The organism is Vibrio aquimaris (genome assembly GCF_009363415.1).
Lineage (GTDB): Bacteria > Pseudomonadota > Gammaproteobacteria > Enterobacterales > Vibrionaceae > Vibrio > Vibrio aquimaris.
The window spans coordinates 2,475,350-2,492,742 of record NZ_CP045350.1; the positions used below are offsets into that span (position 1 = coordinate 2,475,350).

Annotated in this window: 17 protein-coding genes; 6 read left to right on the forward strand and 11 right to left on the reverse strand. The window is 41.3% G+C overall.

Features of this window, described 5'->3' with window-relative positions; translation table 11 throughout:
* From FIV01_RS20615 to FIV01_RS11450, 3 genes are all read right to left on the reverse strand, one after another.
* Window positions 1-147, reverse strand: a complete 147-nt coding sequence (locus tag FIV01_RS20615; RefSeq protein ID WP_172971833.1) for a hypothetical protein — start codon at window positions 145-147, stop codon at window positions 1-3.
* Between the two features lie 12 nt (window positions 148-159).
* On the reverse strand, window positions 160-933 hold the full coding sequence (gene yaaA / locus FIV01_RS11445; RefSeq protein WP_152431115.1) for a peroxide stress protein YaaA: 774 nt from the start codon (window positions 931-933) through the stop codon (window positions 160-162).
* Window positions 934-1,031: 98 nt separating this feature from the next.
* Complete coding sequence (locus FIV01_RS11450) at window positions 1,032-2,465, reverse strand: alanine/glycine:cation symporter family protein (protein ID WP_152431116.1); 1,434 nt, start codon at window positions 2,463-2,465, stop codon at window positions 1,032-1,034.
* Between the two features lie 701 nt (window positions 2,466-3,166).
* Between FIV01_RS11450 and FIV01_RS11455 the strand changes: the two genes are divergently transcribed.
* Complete coding sequence (locus tag FIV01_RS11455) at window positions 3,167-3,349, forward strand: DUF3545 family protein (protein ID WP_114785163.1); 183 nt, start codon at window positions 3,167-3,169, stop codon at window positions 3,347-3,349.
* Between the two features lie 40 nt (window positions 3,350-3,389).
* Here FIV01_RS11455 and FIV01_RS11460 read toward each other — a convergent pair whose 3' ends face one another.
* Both FIV01_RS11460 and ung read right to left on the reverse strand, forming a co-directional pair.
* The gene (locus FIV01_RS11460; protein WP_152431117.1) at window positions 3,390-3,941 is read right to left on the reverse strand and encodes a hemerythrin domain-containing protein; all 552 of its coding nucleotides are present in this window, start codon (window positions 3,939-3,941) and stop codon (window positions 3,390-3,392) included.
* 93 nt (window positions 3,942-4,034) lie between these two features.
* The gene (gene ung, locus FIV01_RS11465; protein WP_152431118.1) at window positions 4,035-4,727 is read right to left on the reverse strand and encodes a uracil-DNA glycosylase; all 693 of its coding nucleotides are present in this window, start codon (window positions 4,725-4,727) and stop codon (window positions 4,035-4,037) included.
* A gap of 782 nt (window positions 4,728-5,509) precedes the next feature.
* On the opposite strand from ung, the gene grcA reads away from it, so the two are divergent.
* From grcA to FIV01_RS11485, 4 genes are all read left to right on the forward strand, one after another.
* Complete coding sequence (gene grcA / locus FIV01_RS11470; RefSeq protein WP_152431119.1) at window positions 5,510-5,887, forward strand: autonomous glycyl radical cofactor GrcA; 378 nt, start codon at window positions 5,510-5,512, stop codon at window positions 5,885-5,887.
* A 137-nt stretch (window positions 5,888-6,024) separates the two neighbouring features.
* Window positions 6,025-7,596 (forward strand): sensor domain-containing diguanylate cyclase, encoded by a 1,572-nt coding sequence (locus FIV01_RS11475; RefSeq protein WP_246210399.1) that lies wholly within the window; start codon window positions 6,025-6,027, stop codon window positions 7,594-7,596.
* Window positions 7,597-7,855: 259 nt separating this feature from the next.
* Window positions 7,856-8,257 carry a hypothetical protein gene (locus tag FIV01_RS11480; protein WP_152431120.1) on the forward strand — a complete coding sequence of 134 codons (402 nt, stop codon included), beginning with the start codon at window positions 7,856-7,858 and terminating at the stop codon, window positions 8,255-8,257.
* A gap of 415 nt (window positions 8,258-8,672) precedes the next feature.
* Window positions 8,673-9,815: an RCC1 domain-containing protein gene (locus FIV01_RS11485; protein ID WP_152431121.1), complete on the forward strand. Its 1,143-nt coding sequence runs from the start codon at window positions 8,673-8,675 to the stop codon at window positions 9,813-9,815.
* A 41-nt stretch (window positions 9,816-9,856) separates the two neighbouring features.
* Here FIV01_RS11485 and FIV01_RS11490 read toward each other — a convergent pair whose 3' ends face one another.
* From FIV01_RS11490 to FIV01_RS11510, 5 genes are all read right to left on the reverse strand, one after another.
* Complete coding sequence (locus FIV01_RS11490) at window positions 9,857-10,477, reverse strand: hypothetical protein (RefSeq protein WP_152431122.1); 621 nt, start codon at window positions 10,475-10,477, stop codon at window positions 9,857-9,859.
* A gap of 114 nt (window positions 10,478-10,591) precedes the next feature.
* Window positions 10,592-11,212: a hypothetical protein gene (locus FIV01_RS11495; protein ID WP_152431123.1), complete on the reverse strand. Its 621-nt coding sequence runs from the start codon at window positions 11,210-11,212 to the stop codon at window positions 10,592-10,594.
* Entirely contained in the window at window positions 11,209-11,958 is a 750-nt protein-coding gene (locus tag FIV01_RS11500) for an AHH domain-containing protein (RefSeq protein WP_152431124.1), read from the reverse strand. Before FIV01_RS11500 ends, FIV01_RS11495 begins: the two co-directional genes overlap by 4 nt.
* Before the next feature lie 12 nt (window positions 11,959-11,970).
* The gene (locus FIV01_RS11505) at window positions 11,971-14,793 is read right to left on the reverse strand and encodes a DUF4150 domain-containing protein (protein WP_152431125.1); all 2,823 of its coding nucleotides are present in this window, start codon (window positions 14,791-14,793) and stop codon (window positions 11,971-11,973) included.
* A gap of 27 nt (window positions 14,794-14,820) precedes the next feature.
* On the reverse strand, window positions 14,821-15,270 hold the full coding sequence (locus FIV01_RS11510) for a hypothetical protein (protein ID WP_152431126.1): 450 nt from the start codon (window positions 15,268-15,270) through the stop codon (window positions 14,821-14,823).
* 381 nt (window positions 15,271-15,651) lie between these two features.
* On the opposite strand from FIV01_RS11510, the gene FIV01_RS11515 reads away from it, so the two are divergent.
* Entirely contained in the window at window positions 15,652-16,497 is an 846-nt protein-coding gene (locus FIV01_RS11515) for a LysR family transcriptional regulator (protein ID WP_152431127.1), read from the forward strand.
* Here the strand turns inward: FIV01_RS11515 and FIV01_RS11520 are convergent.
* The gene (locus FIV01_RS11520) at window positions 16,448-17,227 is read right to left on the reverse strand and encodes a TSUP family transporter (protein ID WP_152431128.1); all 780 of its coding nucleotides are present in this window, start codon (window positions 17,225-17,227) and stop codon (window positions 16,448-16,450) included. The two genes, FIV01_RS11515 and FIV01_RS11520, sit on opposite strands and share 50 nt — an antisense overlap.
* Window positions 17,228-17,393: the final 166 nt, after the last annotated feature.

The window sequence follows — 17,393 nt, forward strand, 5'->3', positions numbered from 1 at the left end:
TCATTGCGCCTTGTGTGTCGAATTAGATGCTTGGTCATTAGAGTCATTACGATAAAAAACACAGCGGCGTCGATTCGCTTCAACAAGGCCCATAGACTCACACCATGAATCATAACGTACAATCCAATTTTTGAGCCAAGCATACATAGCTAAAAACCTTTATTGCTCTTCTCGCTTAAAGACCAACTCTGTTGGGGATGACTCTTGCTCAACAAAATAATAACCCGCAACATCAAAGTCTGTCAGTTTTGCCACACTATCAATGCGATTTTCGATAATATATCTTGCCATCATACCGCGTGCCTTTTTAGCATAGAAGCTGATGACCTTATACTGGCCACTTTTACAGTCTTTAAATATCGGCGTCACCACTTGAGCATCGAGTAATTTTGGTTTAACTGCCTTAAAGTATTCATTTGAAGCTAAGTTTATTAGCACATTATCACCCTGATCTACAATAGCCGCGTTTAGCTTATCGGTTATCACATTACCCCAGAATTGATAGAGATTACTTCCTTTGCTATTCGCGAGCTTAGTGCCCATCTCCAATCGATAAGGCTGCATTAGATCGAGGGGTTTAAGTAACCCATACAATCCAGATAGCATTCTTAAGTGCTTTTGGGCATAGTCAAAATCATCGTCAGAAAGTGTTTGTGCATCTAATCCAGTATACACATCACCCTTAAAAGCCAAAATCGCTTGACGAGCATTACCCGTTGTAAATTCCTCATTCCAGTCTTGGAAACGTCCGACATTAAGATCGGCAATCTTGTCGCTAACTTTCATTAAGCTGGCAACATCAGCAGGCGTGAGCTTTCGGCATACATCGATCAATTGCTTGGAGTATTCGACTAGCTCTGGTTGCGTATACTTCTCTGTCGCTAAAGGTGACTCATAATCTAAAGTTTTTGCAGGTGATACGACGATTAACATAACTTTAACTCTATCCTTCCTATCTTGATTATCTACAGAGTACAAAAAAAGCCATGCAATGTCTGCATGGCTTTCTGTATCGTTATCATAGATAAGGTCTATGACTCTTTTTTGCTGTTATCCCAAATACCATCTTCTAACTGTGATTTGAGCTCAGGGAAATCATTACTATCAAACGTTGGAACCTTACCTGCTTTAAGCTGACGGTTATAGTCTTTAGCCAGTTTGATAACGATTCCTGAAAGCAGCAGAATCGCGACTAGGTTAACAATAGCCATCATGCCCATAGATACATCAGCGAGTGACCAAACAATAGGCAAAGATGCTACGGCACCAAACATCACCATACCCAGAACAATAATACGGAAAATACCCAAACCTGCCTTATGGTTATGCTCAAGGAATATAAGGTTTGTTTCTGCATAGGAATAGTTAGCGATGATGGAAGTAAAGGCAAAGAAGAAAATTGCAATCGCAACAAAAACTCCGCCCCAAGAACCAACCTGCGAGCTCAGCGCTGCCTGTGTTAGCTCTATGCCTGTGATTTCACCATGAGGTACATATTCACCAGACATAAGAATAATAGCCACGGTAGCAGAACAAATAACTATGGTATCCATAAATACACCAAGCATCTGTACATACCCCTGAGATGCTGGGTGTGGCGGATAAGGCGTCGCAGATGCCGCTGCATTGGGCGCAGAACCCATACCAGCTTCATTTGAGAACAAGCCGCGTTTGATACCATTAATCATCGCCTGTGCAATCGCGTAGCCAAGACCACCGGCCGCAGCCTCTTGTAAGCCAAAAGCACTCTTAAAGATCAAGCTGAGTATTGCTGGTAGTTTTTCGATATTGGCAAAAACAACGAACAGAGCTAGCAACAAGTATAGTAGCGCCATAGCTGGAACGATCATTTCAGCAACACGTGCAATTCGTTTAATACCACCAAAAATGATCACTGCAGAAAGCATTACTACGGCAATACCAACGTAAGTTTCGTCCCAACCAAATGCTGTATTCATTGCTCCAGCAATAGAGTTAGCTTGTACAGCGTTAAATACCAAACCAAAGGCGATGATAAGGAAAATAGAAAAGAGCACGCCCATCCAACGCATTCCTAAGCCTTTTTCCATGTAATAAGCAGGACCACCGCGGTAGTTGCCATCATTATCTTTGGTTTTGTATAACTGTGCTAACGTGCTTTCAGCGAATGATGTCGCCATACCTAACATAGCGATAAGCCACATCCAGAAAATGGCACCAGGTCCGCCAGCTGTTAACGCAACAGCAACGCCAGCCATATTACCAGTACCAACACGGGCAGCAAGGCTAGTACATAAGGCTTGAAATGATGAAATGCCTGCATTGTCGGCTTTACGGCTATTCTTCAAAACCGAAAACATATGACCGAAATGTCTAAATTGGATAAAGCCAAGTCTGACAGTAAAGTACACTCCGACACCAACCAGTAAATAAACCAGAATCGAGCCCCAAAGTAGGTCATTCATCAAATTAATTAAATCTGTCATAAGCTCCTCATATTGAGTGTTCGCTGCTCTATGCTTCCTTGCCTTCCATCCAGTCGCTAACCAAGTGTCAACTTTGCTTAGTATTATTGTTTGTTTATCGTGCAACTCAGATATGTAAAACGCGCCTCATGCTTCCATTTTACGTAGCAACGTATTTTTTGACTGGCGGATAATGCAATCTACCCAGTCAAAAATCAATATGAAACACAGCACATACTGGTTTTACTTTTAACTATAAAATCACCATTAGCTAACACAAAAAAGCACAAAAAAAACACAAACAAGAAACATTAGCATTAAAATTTAACAACAATAAATAATAGACAACCTGACAGATATATGACCTTGTTTTAATGATTGTCACTCCTTTAACGCCAAGGACTCACCCAAGACACTCGTTAGTAAGATTTACAATAGCAAGCATACAAAACAAGTAGCACAACATCGAGATTCATCACAAATCAAGTCGTTTAATATTTAAACACCCCTTTAACATTTAACTTGTGATAGTTTGTACACTAAATCTTTTCCGTTTGGATAAAAAATCAACAAATTTTCATCATTTTTCTGTGAGGCTCAGTTTAAAATGCATAAAAAATTAATTTAATCGTAACAAATGCGAAACCAATCAAGGTTAGGCTTCAAACAGAGTGGTATTTAAACTGTACCCCTACAAGGGAAATCATTTAAAGAGGTGGCTTATGGAAGGCTTAAACTTTGAAGATATCATGGAAATGGATTTTCCAAAAACTCGAGCAGCACGCTCTAAACCAGTCAAACGTAAATGGCGCGAAATTGAAGCGATTAAGGATAAGCAAAGGCTACAGAGAGAACTGAAAGACATGGACATCGGCTTCGATGATTTTGATGAGCTCGACTACTGATACTTTAAGGAGGCACACCAGTGCCTCCTTTTTATTTTAATTAAACACTTTCTCGTTCACCTTGGCGAACACGCTGGGCAATCTGTTGATATTCTTCGGCGATAGTATCACCAAAAACAGGATCGTCTTCACCGACATTCCAACGCTTTTCGACTTCCTGCCAGTCATGGAGATTAAAGCTTTGTTCAATTAAGGGTAGAATGGAACGCTCCTCAAACTCCAAATGACGCTTTTGTACTTTGATAAACTCGTCAAGCTGCTCGACAAAGATATGTCGAGGAACAACAGCATCTTGTAGAATCATTTCAACCGTATTGAGAAAAGCGTGAGTTTTGTCTGACAATAATTCATGCTCTTGCTCCAAGTCTTCCATCTCCTGTTTATGACCATAATGCTCCGTATAATAGTGATAGAGAATATCTTCTTTAGGGTGATGGACTCGCTCTGAATGATTGGCCATATAGTCGACAATTTCCTTGACCAAGGTGTAGTTTATTGGCAGCTCTGTGTGCATTTGAGCTATTTTCTTTTGCAATACTGCCAGAAGCCGAACCATATAACTATGTTCTCTGTGGATCCTTTCCATCATCATGGTGACACCTCTTAAACCTTGTTTTCTATAAGTGTATAAGAAAGCGTTTGATCGGATATTGACCCTAGTCGAAAATTAACAACAAGAAATTATCTATTCAGTCACATCCACTGACACAGGTAATCGCCAATCAATCTCCGACTTGCCCATGGACTGGAGAAGGTGGTTCGCTCTTGAGAAATGTCGGCAACCGAAGAAACCTCGGTGTGCAGACAAAGGTGAAGGGTGTGGCGCTTCTAAAATGTGATGACGTTTACGATCAATAAATCGGCCTTTCTTTTGCGCATGAGATCCCCAGAGTAAAAAGATAACATCTGATTGATGTTGGTTTATCGCTTCGATGACTCTGTCTGTAAACGTTTCCCAGCCTGTTTTTGAGTGCGAATGCGCTTTACCTTTCTCTACGGTTAAGACAGTATTAAGCAATAAAACCCCCTGCTCAGCCCAATTTTGCAGATACCCATGGGTTGGGATCTCAAACCCCTCAATATCTTGCGATAGCTCTTTGTACATATTTACTAAGGAAGGAGGTGGTTTTATTCCAGGAAGAACAGAAAAGCACAAACCATGAGCCTGCTTAGGTCCGTGATAGGGATCCTGACCAAGGATGACGACCTTTATATCACCAAATTCAGTCGCTCGAAACGCATTGAAAACATCTTTGGCGGGGGGATATACGGCTTTACCTAAAGCCCTTTCAGACTCAACGAAGTTTAGGGTCTGCTGAAAATAATCCTGCAGTTTTTCCGCTCCAATGACATCATGCCACGCAAGTTGCTGGCCCATTGTATTGTTCCTTTTCCAGTTAATGCTGTGCTAATTGTCGCAAAAAGTGTCCAAGGAACAAAGCGGTTAACAAGATGACATTAATGTTTTTGCGGTATCCTATGGTGTCCTTGTCCTGTGACATGTCGGTTTGGCACTGGCATACGAGAAACGCGGGGACGAATATAAAAGGATGTATACGGCATAACTTTATCCTCATGAGTTGCAAGCCTAACTAGGCTATGAAAATTTAGTGCCAATGTTTCAAAACCCCAGCTATGTAATTAATGCACTTGAGTCTCTTTGCTTTTTTCTATCTATATTTCATACACCTAACTAACTCTTATCTTAGACAGCACAAAACAAAAACCAGCAAGGCGGAGCTTAAAGTGTTTAAAAAGCGGCAGTCCTACTTATTTCAAGAGGCAATGCCACCATCTCTTTATGCTTCTCAAGATGACAATCACTATGACTAGCGACCAATTGAGCTTTACCACTTTTGCCTTTGAAATATTCACCACTTTTAAGCCCTTTTCCATTTCAATAGCAGAAACAACAATGTAGTAAAATGACAACATAAAAGTCCAAGTAAGGCTTTACCCTTTGTAACAAGAGTAAATAAAACATACATCGAGAAAATAAAGCCACTTGAATCAATTTGAATACTATCAATAATTTAAAACACTCGGCATTTCATTGATTAAAATCAAAGCTAAAAAGACGTCAGTGCGTTATACAGTAATCAAGAATAGGAATTTAGAAAAAAAACACCAATAAACAATTATTTCGTTTAGGAGATAGACATGATCCAAGGGATACAAATTACCAAAGCTGCCAATGACGCGCTAGTTAACTCAATTTGGCTACTTGATACAGAGAAAGGCGAAGCGCGATGTGTTGCCGCACAGCGTGAATATACTTGTGATCAAGTGATCGCGACTAGCGATCTCGGTGAGTATGAAAGCCGTGAGGTAACTATTGAAACGGCTCCACGTATTGAGGGTGGACAACACCTTAATGTTAACGTTCTAAAACGTGAAACCTTAGAAGATGCGGTCGCAAACCCAGAGAAATATCCTCAACTTACCATCAGAGTTTCAGGTTACGCAGTACGTTTTAATTCATTAACTACAGAGCAACAACGTGATGTTATTGCTCGGACCTTCACAGAATCTCTTTAAAGCCAAATATTAAGGCGCAAATACGCGCCTTTTACAATACTCTCTAGGCTAAACTTCCCTACTTAAATCCGCCAACATCAAATTATCTACTAAACTATCAATAAAACATTATTGATTGTGCTTGATGGGGAAGCGGTTTGAAATCACTATCACCTTTACGACCTACTCTTGGGTTGAGATTATGTGTTCACTTGGGCACTTTGATTACTCTTATCCTTATCTCCTTTGCGATTTTGGTCGGAGAATACAAAGAACAAAAGCGCCGAATACTCGATAATTATTCAGTGAGTATGGAATCAAAAGTTCGCTCAAGTATTGGCGTATATAAAAAATTCTCGCACTACATCTATCAGCAGATAGTCAACAATCAAGAAGTGCTCCAATTACTGGAAATCGCCGTCGCAGAAACAGGGAACAAACGAGACCAAGCAAGAATGAAGTTGTATCAACTGCTTAAGGATAATTATCAGCTGCTCAGGGCTCACAATTTCAGGCAGCTTCATTTTCATTTTCCAAATGGCGATAGTTTCCTTCGTGTACACAAACCGGGAAAATACGGTGACAACCTGTTTTCAATTAGAGAATCTGTAAGACTTGCCAACACACAACAAAGAATAGTTGAGGGCTTTGAAGAAGGGCGCATTTTTAACGGCTATCGCTTTGTCTATCCAATCACTTACGGACAACAAGCACTTGGCAGTGTCGAAGTCTCTCTTTCCATGGGCAGTATTATTGACCTGCTTGTTGAACTGTACCCCAAAGACGACTTCCAATTTATCATCAGCCAAGATGCCGTCGATTCAAAATTGTTCGATGATATGAAAGATCACTACATCCCGAGTGTCCTCACAGATGGTTACTACTACGACAAAGCCGTATTTGAAAAACATTTACGTGATGTAAACCACCGAAACCTCATTGACCAAGCAAAAACATACAGCAGCAAACTTAAGCCTCTGTTTGATAAAAAAGAGAGCTTTTCACAAGCTGTTTCTATACAAGGCAAAGACTACATCATCAGTTTTCTTTCAATCAAAAACTTTAAAGACCAACATGTGGCTTACCTAATCAGTAGCTCTCGAGACAATTTGTTGGGGACTTTACTGCAAAACTACGCCACCTACTTTATCCTGATTATCGTCGTGTCTTTGTTCTACGTTTGGAATATTTACTCCGAATTTACTCATAAAAAACAGTTAACTTACCTATCAAGTACCGATTTTTTAACCAAGCTTTCAAACCGAAATACCTTTACTGAAAACATACAGTTTGAACATGCTAAGTCGACAAGCTTTAACACGACATTCAGCGTGATCCTGTTCGATATTGATCACTTCAAAAAAATCAATGATGAGCTTGGACACAATGCAGGGGATGATTGCCTTAAAGAGCTCAGCGAACTCGTCTCAAAAAAGGTTAGACATACAGACACATTAGCAAGGTGGGGAGGAGAAGAGTTTATTATCTTACTCCCTGAAACACCGGAAGAGAGCGCTTTAAAAGTTGCCGAAGCGATTAGAGAAGCCATTGAGTCAAACGCCTTTTCACTAAATCGTACTGTCACCGTGAGCTTAGGGGTTGCAGAAATTACCCCAGACGACGGCAATGTGGATATGGTCATAGCCCGAGCTGACGAAGCATTGTATGCCTCAAAAGAAGCGGGAAGAAATAAGGCAAAAGCATGGTCTAGCTTAAAAGGTAATAATTAGGCACTCATAATTGATTCATTCAATAATCCAGCGTTAACTTTGCATAAATAGTTATAATCAGCTTAATCTTTTATAAGCGTAATTTAATCACCTTATTTGTTAATAGAGGCGCTCTTTTTATAGCTAAACATCAAAGTATTGTGATTTATTATTTTATAATTGAGATCTTATGCATATTTTATATTCTTGACTTATTTACTCAGGTAAATAAAATGCCCTACCTTGTTGTAACATTTTATTAACAAGGAACGTTTGTCATATGAAATTTTCATCTCTATTATTGTCTTCATTACTACTATTAAGCTCATCAGTATTTGCTGATACCACCACTTATGTCTATTGTGGCCCGACTGATGGTGGTCGTGATTGGGATTGGCTATTAGACCAGGATGATAACTACGTCACCATAAAAGGACAGTGGGCACGTATAACTGAAGCAAGTGGTCGTTACTTTAAAGTATTCAGAGTAACTGAGGAATTATGGCTACAAAAATCTCTGCAATGCCCTGCTGGATATAATGTTCAACCTGCAGATAGTGGCACTTCTCGATGGGAAATCTTTGAAATCATACGTGCTAATGGCTCAAGCTATTTTATCAATGGATATAGGACCTATTATTTCCAAGGTCAAGTAGAATCTAATTTCCAACTAAGAGTTTAGCCTGAAGCATTTAATTAAATTAATCGGTTTTATTTATTAAATAATTGATCATTAACAATTTTTAACACATTATATTTTATCTACATTATAAGTATAAAAACGAAGGTCACTATGAAAAAAACGAAGGTCACTATGAAAAAAACAATCCTATTACTCGCTGTTGCTCTTTTTTCTTCCTCTAGCTCAATAGCCAGTATTAACTGCCCTCCTGGTGAAATGCCAATTTGCAGTGTTAACTTATGTTTCTGCGATAAGCTTTAATTAAATTTTAATATGTAAACATAGGATTGAATAGGCTAATGACATGTACATTAGCCTATTTTTATTTTAAGCAATAAAACAGTACTAGGTATTAGCCAGTCAAAATTCATAGCATAACGGTTATACACTGATTGGATAAAAATATAAGGCGTTTATGATTAAAATGAAGGTTTTCTCTTTCGTCACTCTCTTTTTCTTTATCTCTACTGTACAGGCGCAAACGCCAACTTCTTGGAAACACGTCTCTTTAGGTAGCAGCCATACCTGCGCGCTATCAACCTCAAATGAGCTCTACTGTTGGGGAAACAATTACTCAGGCCAGCTAGGTGTCGGCTTATCAGATGTTCACAGAGTGACAAGACCAAGCATGGTCAGTCTATCTGAAGACACCAAGCAGCTTAGCTTAGCGGGCACTCACTCTTGCGCCCTATCAATTCAGGGCAATATTGCTTGTTGGGGTGATAATATGCGTTATTTGCTTGGTCCAGGCTCTTATCGGCGCTTTGCTCCAAGACCATTACCCGCTCAAACTCCAGCTATGTCTTTATCTATGGGTAGCAGTCATGCATGCTTAGTCAAAGACAATAATACCGCGCAATGTTGGGGAGATAATTTCTTTGGCCAACTTGGCACCGGCCGAACTCGACGTGAACTCACTCCTACCAATGTGGTAGAACCCTCACCTTTGAGCGATATCCAAGTAGGAGAAAACTTCACATGTCTACAAACTCAATCCGGCCAAGTAAAGTGCTGGGGAAACAATTATTTCGGTCAGCTTGGGATTGGTTTTCCAACCAATCAGTCCAAAGACAATCAATCTTACATGCTCCCTCAATTGGTTGAACTCGGTCGAGTTTCATCAGAAATTGCAACTGGTGAGCACTTTGCTTGCTCGCTACTGGATAATAAGCAAGTCAAATGTTGGGGTAATAACCAATCCGGTCAACTGGGAATAGGCAGTCAAACAAACAAAGCACAGCCAACCAGTCTAACCTTCTCCGAAAATGTGCAAAAACTGGCGCTGGGTAAACAGCATGCCTGCGCTATACTGCAAAATGGTACGCTACAATGTTGGGGAGACAATCAATACGGGCAGCTAGGTATTGGCAGCCGTGACAGTCAAACCACCCCAACCACAGTCGCACTTGGCCAAAGTGCTAAACAAATATCACTGGGCGACAAACATACTTGCGCTCTATTAGCCGATGACTCCCTCAAATGTTGGGGCGACAATATACAAGGTCAATTAGGTTTAGGCCATAGAGTGCTAAAAACCACCCCGCAAAGCATTAATTAGAAAAAGGAGGCTAAGCCTCCTTTTGCAGCAAGGCCTATTAATTAAGCGGGTACAAACTGCATGCCCATCACCCAATCAGAAACCTTTACAAAATTTAGCGTGTCCACATTGTGCTTTTTAAATGCCCTAACCACTTTTTCATGCACCATAATATGCGGGTAATCTGTGTATCTTGGCATAAAGACTAAACGATCTTTTTCTGGTATTGCAGATAATTTATCATCATCTAAATAGTACTCAGATATTGACTGTTCTTCTTCGTCAGGATCGAAATCATCAATACGGCATTTTTCTAGGTTTAATACATCCATATCTTCAAAAATATTAAATACCCAATAACCTTCATGATATTTATCATTATCATCAACAATAACTGCCGGATAAGCTTGACAACATGGATTATTAATATTGCCCAAAGATTGCTTTATTGCATCGGAAAAGACTGGATAAGCAATACTCATATGCGCCTGCTTAATCGGTCTTGATATTCTTTTCGCTAAATCTTCATCACGATAGCCATTAACAAAAAACATCGGCTCACCGCCGGTAAGTTTAGTGTATTCATAGTCGCGGTGATCCGATCTATCGTGTGTGGTTAGATACAAAGTGTTTTCATCATAGCTTTTAAATACAATATAGTACTGATCGTTATATTGACTCATCGTCCTACCTTAGCTAGCCCTATTATGCTTTCGGGTGCTTTTGTTATCTGAGTTTAGGTTGCGCCACAAATAGCAAAAGGAGGCTTAGCCTCCTTTTTCAGCAAGGTCTATCAATTAAGCAGGAACAAACTGCATGCCCATCATCCAATCAGAGACTTTAACAAATCTAAGTGTGTCCACATTGTGCTTTTTAAATGCCCTAACCACTTTTTCATGCACCATAATATGCGGGTAATCGCTGTATTTAGGCATAAAGACTAAACGCTCACTTTCTGGCATAGCATTAAGCTTATCGTCATCTAAATAATATTCATCTATCGTATGCCGTGTATCATCTGGGTCAAAATCATCAATACGACATTTTTCAAGGTTTAACACATCCATTTTTTCAAAAACATTAAATACCCAATAGCCCTCATGAAATTTATCATTATCATCAACAATAACTGCCGGATAAGCTTGGCAACATGGATTATCAATATTGCCCAAAGATTGCTTTATTGCAGCGGTAAATACTGGATAAGCAATACTCATATGCGCCTGCTTAATCGGCCTTGATATTCTTTTCGCTAAATCTTCATCGCGATAGCCATTAACAAAAAACATTGGCTCACCACCAGTAAGTTTAGTGTACTCATAGTCACGGTGATCCGATCTATCGTGTGTGGTTAGATACAAAGTGCTTTCATCATAATGTTCAAAAACAATATAGTATTGACTGTTGTATTGACTCATTGTCCTACCTTAGGTGTCCATCTTGTACTTTGGTATGTAATGGTTTTTTTATTCCATCGTGCGCCGCTGTTTTGATAGCGCTTATCCGCACCGTCTCTGTCTTGCTCTTCACTTTGGTAATGTAGCCTGCTGTGGGCGCAATTATTATCTGGGCACAGCTCTGCAAGATTAATATCAAATTGACCAGCACAGCCAGGCCCGCCAGGAATAAAATAGTGAGAAATTTTAGTCAGCGGCAATGAAAAAAACTGCCCCTTTTCAATCCTATTGATTTTTTTTAGTATCTTAATACTAATCGGATCCAAGAGTTTATGAATATCCGCATCTGTCTCGGTTTTTTTTGTCTTACCATAACACTCTTTAATACTTCGCCGTATTTCAGGATCTGTTAACTCTCCTGAGACATAGCGATGATAAGGTTTTTCCTCCGGCCGACTAAAGGTATGATCGCCGCGATGCAATTGACAATGCAGCTGGCACGCCGCAGGCAAAGTGGCCGGCAGCCCGACCAAATTTGATAACTGATTGATATCATACCCTTTACTAACCAAGCTTTCACCTAACTTACTCATTTTTACCGCTTCCGCAGAGATCAAATGATGGGTATCCATATGAATCCCATTATTAAAAGGGTGCTCCTTATCGTTTTTTACATTGCGAACCCAGCGTTTGCGATACCCTTTTTTTTCAATCTTACCGTCAACAAAATCAGATTCGGCGGCTTCTTGATTTAACTTTGTACTCATAAGGCGTTGACTCTATACATAATTAATTTCACCGCGATACACGCGTGGCGTTTTATGTTGATCGCTTTTACACAGTCGGCATTGGCCATTGCGAGGCTGTGGCTTCTCTTTTACTTGGGTGGTTTGATTGACTCTATTGTTGCTGATTGCAGATTTCGGTCGCAGTGCCAAATACCCCGCCAACTTATCGTAATCAGGCAAAATTTCGACCAAGCCATCAAGCGTATTGGTAAAGGTCGTTAGGGCCTTGGTTGCATGAGACAGCTTACCTACCTTAGTCGCGCCCAAAGTTAATTTAGCGCTCACCGCAGCGATTCTTGCCGCCGCGCCAGCAGGTCCTGTCAGCAAACCTATAACGATCGTCAAGACAATTTCGATGGCAATATAAGCAGCCGCTTTGCCCACGTGGTAGAAGTAAAAATTAGGCGGAATTGCCTCAATAATCAAATTGAGATAGGTGAAGTAAGGCAAAATGCTATTATCATCGTTGATAAGTGCCAAAGCTTTGGGGAAAAACTCGCTTTGTTTAATTTCCATCGCCCATTCTGGATCAAACTCCATCACTACTTGGTCAACAAAAGCTTCAATCGCTTTAATGTCGTTATTGGTAAATAGGGTTGGCAGGTTCCATATCGCCTTTCTGTGTCTCGCAATACAGTTAATTTTACGCGTAATGTCGTCTGAGCCCTCATTCCACCATAGCTGAACATCATCAATGGCTTCATCGATACTCTGGTATAGATCAATACTGGCGGCTTTCAACAAATTGGGCGCAATGCTACTAATGTAAGCCGCTTGTTTGATCCAACTCGGCAGCTCGCTTTGCGCGAGTTGAGCTTGAGTGTCCGTCATAGCGTCTAACGTATATTTTTCCAACTGAGTGTATTTTTGGTTGGCATAGATATAGAGCTTGTCAAAACCGTCAGTGGTCGCTTCAGCTAAGGTGTGGCCCATGTCTCCCCAAACTTCAGGAGAGAACAGCTCAACCACATCAGCGCCCCAAGCTTGTACGCCTTCCAGTACCCCATCACCTAAACAAAAGACGCCCTCTTCATCCCACTGTTTTTGGAAACCAGACATATCGTTAGCCACAGTATTAAGTAGGCCATCCAAGTAGGTTTCAATGCTTTGCTGCTGCTTGGCAATTTTATCTTCAATGCCCGCTTCGCCCTCAAACTCTATAGTCACTGAGTGACTATTTGGTTTCAGGTCATCCACCACCATCACTCCGCCTTCGGCTTTCTGCGTCTCAAGCGCCAGCTCAATACTGTCTGATATTGTGCTTGGTTGTGGCATTGCATTAAGCTCTAGCTTGTCTTTGTGTGGCACAGAATCATTAATAATGACTTTAAGGTTTTGTGCATAAACAGGGGTTTGCCATAAATCGTCGTATATCGCCCGTACTTTAATCCACTTTTGCTCCTCAAGGTCGATTTTGGGCAGGGTATTGACCACGACTTCTATGGTGCCTGCTTCAGCGGAGTAGATATTGTCGGCCGCTTGAATGACCGACACGCCTAAGGTATTGCTCATCAACTGCGTCGACTTATCTTCTAAGCGAGTAAAAGCTTGAGCCAATTTATCCGATAATGCCTTGGTATAGGTGTCTATAGTTTTGATGTGCTTGGCGTAAATATCGGCGGAAAGATAGACATAGTTGAGGCGACTGGCTTCTTGTTGCAGCGACTCGATACGACTTTTTACCTTGCCAAGCAAGCTCTCAATCTCGCTATTAAGTAGGTTTTTGGTTTGCTGCCACGGGTACTCTTTAAGGAAGGTTTGCGGGTTACCTTTACCCCTTGCGCGCATGTACGCCAACATGCGATCTGTGGTTTCATGCTTAGGTAGACGAAACAGCACCGACAACAGCTCACCTTCTTCTACCACCATAGGCAGAGCTTGGACTAATAGAGCGTCATAGCTTTCATCGGCCAAACTCTCGATGCCCGCCACTAAAGACTCAGCCAAGAGATTATATTTAAAGTCTGGATGGCGCAGCGCAAAGTGAGATTGGGTTTCCGCTTTCACCATCTCGGCAAAGTAGCGATCGGCGGTGAGACTTTTGCCCATAGTGCCCCAGCCTTCCACAGGAGGCGCGACGCGATTCGGATGCCAAAATAGTTGCTGACCTTTAGACACTGAATCAAAAAATTCATCGTCTAGGAAAGAAGGAAGATAATAAGGATTATTAATCCGAACGGGTCGGACGATATAATCATTAACACTTTCTTGAGCAACAATTTTTATTTGCCCAGGTTTTAACCCTGACACCTTACTTTTGCCCGCCATATCAAAAGCGCCAGCAGACACAGGCATTCCCGAGGGCTTGGTGATGATAAATTCGGCATTTTTTAACAAAATGCCATCTGGGTAGCGGGCTTTTACATAAACGGTATAGGTACCTTCGTCTTCCTCAGTTACCGTCACAGGCGGGTTTTGCACACCGCCCAAACACATGGTGTTGGCTTTGTTCATCGTCATTTGGTCAGACAAGCGAGCAACACCTTTACCTTCAATAAGCACATTGGGCGAGGCGGAAATAAACTCGGCTTCTGCCTCTATGGTGCCAGAAGAGACACCTTTTTGATCGCCGTCAGCATCACCAGTACTTTTGGCAAACTTACTGCCTTTAAGCGCAATACTGTTACCACCGTCAGCGGTAACTGTGGTTGTGCCATCAACCAAATCCGCTGATTTGGCATTGTTGCCGTAAGGAATAGGCACAACAGCGGGCCCAATGGTCGTCAAACAGACGTCAGGTAAGGTTGCATTTGCCTCACCACCAGAGCCCTTATGAACAATACTTAGTCCGTTTGCATTGATAGTAACAGACATGATTACTCCTTGATTCGCTAAACCGACCTAATTTAAGGTAATTTTTTCGCCTCGGATCTTGTTCGATTTCTCAGCATTGGTGGTTATATAGTCGGCTTTAGTGGTAATGCGACCATCGTTTCCACTGAGTTTAGTTTTGGCTGAACCAGAGCCTATGACGACTTCTTCTTTGCCTTCGAGTATCACGCGTTCAGCACTTATGATTAGCTCATCTTTTGCCATCAATGAGAAATAGATATCCCTGACAATAGGGGCCGATAGATCGCCCTTCATAAATTCAATTCGGCAATCAAGTTGGTTATCTATTGCCATATTGATTTGAGCACGAGTAAAAGGCCTACCTATGGGGGCAAGCACAGGCTCTTGACTCGGGTTGCCTTCAAAATCGATGCTTAGATGATTGTTATCAGAGTGGATGCTTTTGATGTGCCCAATACGAGCGGTAATTCGTTTGCTCGATGAGGTTTGTGATGCCATTGCTACTTCCTATGTTCATATGAATCCATTGGCAATATATCACTGGCCAAAAACACAGCACACTTGCACAAAAACAGCCACTAGCGACACATTGAATAGCCATTAAGCAAAATACACAGGTAAAAAGACAAGCAGAGAAAAATAACGCCGATCAAGTCAGTGTTTTTGTCTAAATAAGCAGTTGAAAAACCTTTACTTGTTGTGATACGGATCTCAATAAATAATTGAAATAAATAAACGACATATAGTTGAAAAAGTCTATTGATATACCAGAGTGATACAAAGACGACTTTATTCACATAGGCGGTTTAAGTCTTTAGTATCAACTTCAGTCTAATTAGGCTACATTGAGTTATTCATTCCTATTTTTCAACATTAGTTATGTTACTTGAAGGCATTGAAACTTTGCTGGTTTTGAGCAAAGCCAAAACCATGAGTCGTACGGGAAGTTTGCTGTATATCAGCCAGTCAGCAGTCAGTAAGCGGATTGCCAATTTAGAAAAGAAACTGGATAAAAAGCTGATTGAGCCTTGCGGTCGTTCAATAAAGCTCACCGCAGATGGACAAGCTTTGATCGACAGCATTGGCCCTTCATTTAACGAGCTGCGCGGCCTTATTTATGAACAGCAAACGCTGCAAGATACTTCATGGATAACTCTAGATAGCTCCAAGTCTCTGATTGCAGGATATCTTGGTAAAACCATCGCGGATTACTTAAAACACGATGCCTTTTTGACCATAACTACCAACCACACACCGCGAATTGTGGAACATGTCAAATCGGGTAAAGCCACATTGGGCCTATGCGCTGGATTAATGCCCGCCCATCATGGCCTACTCACGTTCCACTTAGCTGATGAGCCTTTTGCGATCGTGTATAATAAGCCATTAAATAAGCTGCCAGACACCATCATTACCAATGATTTAACCAATCCATCCAACAGTTATCAGCGACAAACCCTCGATAAGTTCAATATCACACCAATTATGGAAATGGACGCTTATACTGCCGCCGCTCAGCTTGCTCTGGGTGGAACCGCGCCCGCGCTTATACCTAACTCCATTATAAAAACCTTAAGCATCTCAGAAAAGTATTGTTTTCGTTTTGCTGAACTGGCGCATCTTATCCGCCCCATCCATATTTGTGTCAGACAAAACGTGTATCAATCGCCCCGAGTTAAAACATTGATAGCAACCATTGGTGATGCTGTTGCCAAAGCAGTTTAAGTGCCATCACCATAGACATAGTGATCACCAAAGGTCGAATCCATTTTTGCCCTTTTGTTACCACCACTTTCGCACCAAGACGTGCCCCGATAAAACCGCCAACGGCCATGACTAAACCAAGTTGCCAAATAGGCAAGCCAGCAATTATAAAAAACAGCAGCGCAGCAATATTAGAGGTAAAGTTGAGCACCTTGGTTCGAGCAGTCGCCGCCACCAAAGAAAATTGCCCAATCACCACAAAGCACACTGTAAAGATGGAGCCGGTTCCGGGGCCAAAAAATCCATCATAAAACCCCACACCGCCACCCACACATAAGGCAAACATCGCCTCTGATATCTTTGCTTCACCCGAGTGTGCTTTAGCTTTAGGCATGAACAGGAAATACAAGGAAATAGCCAAGAGTAAAATGGGAATTAAACTGGTCAGAATACCGGCATCAACATACTGTACAGCTTCAGCACCAATCGCAGCGCCTATAAAAGTACAGCCAATAGCAAGGCGCATTTCTTTGAGGCTCACAATACCGTTGCGAACAAAGTACCAACTCGCTGAGAAACTGCCAAATGAGCTTTGCAGCTTATTGGTCGCCAATGCCTGAGTTGGTGGAACGCCCGCCGCAAGCAAAGCAGGTAAGGTGAGTAATCCTCCCCCACCTGCCATAGCATCAATAAAACCAGCCGCAGTGGCGACCAAAAAAAGTAAGGTTAATATTTCAAATGAGATGTCCATATCGAGAGCTTGTTAATCACTAATTGACAATAAACATATCACTCTATTTTAGACCCACATAAGGAAAGCTTAGATATTAACCTATTCCTTTTATTCATGATTAATTAAAAACAGAATGTATGGATAAAAATGTCTCTTACCCATTCTCATCACTCAAAGAAAAGTT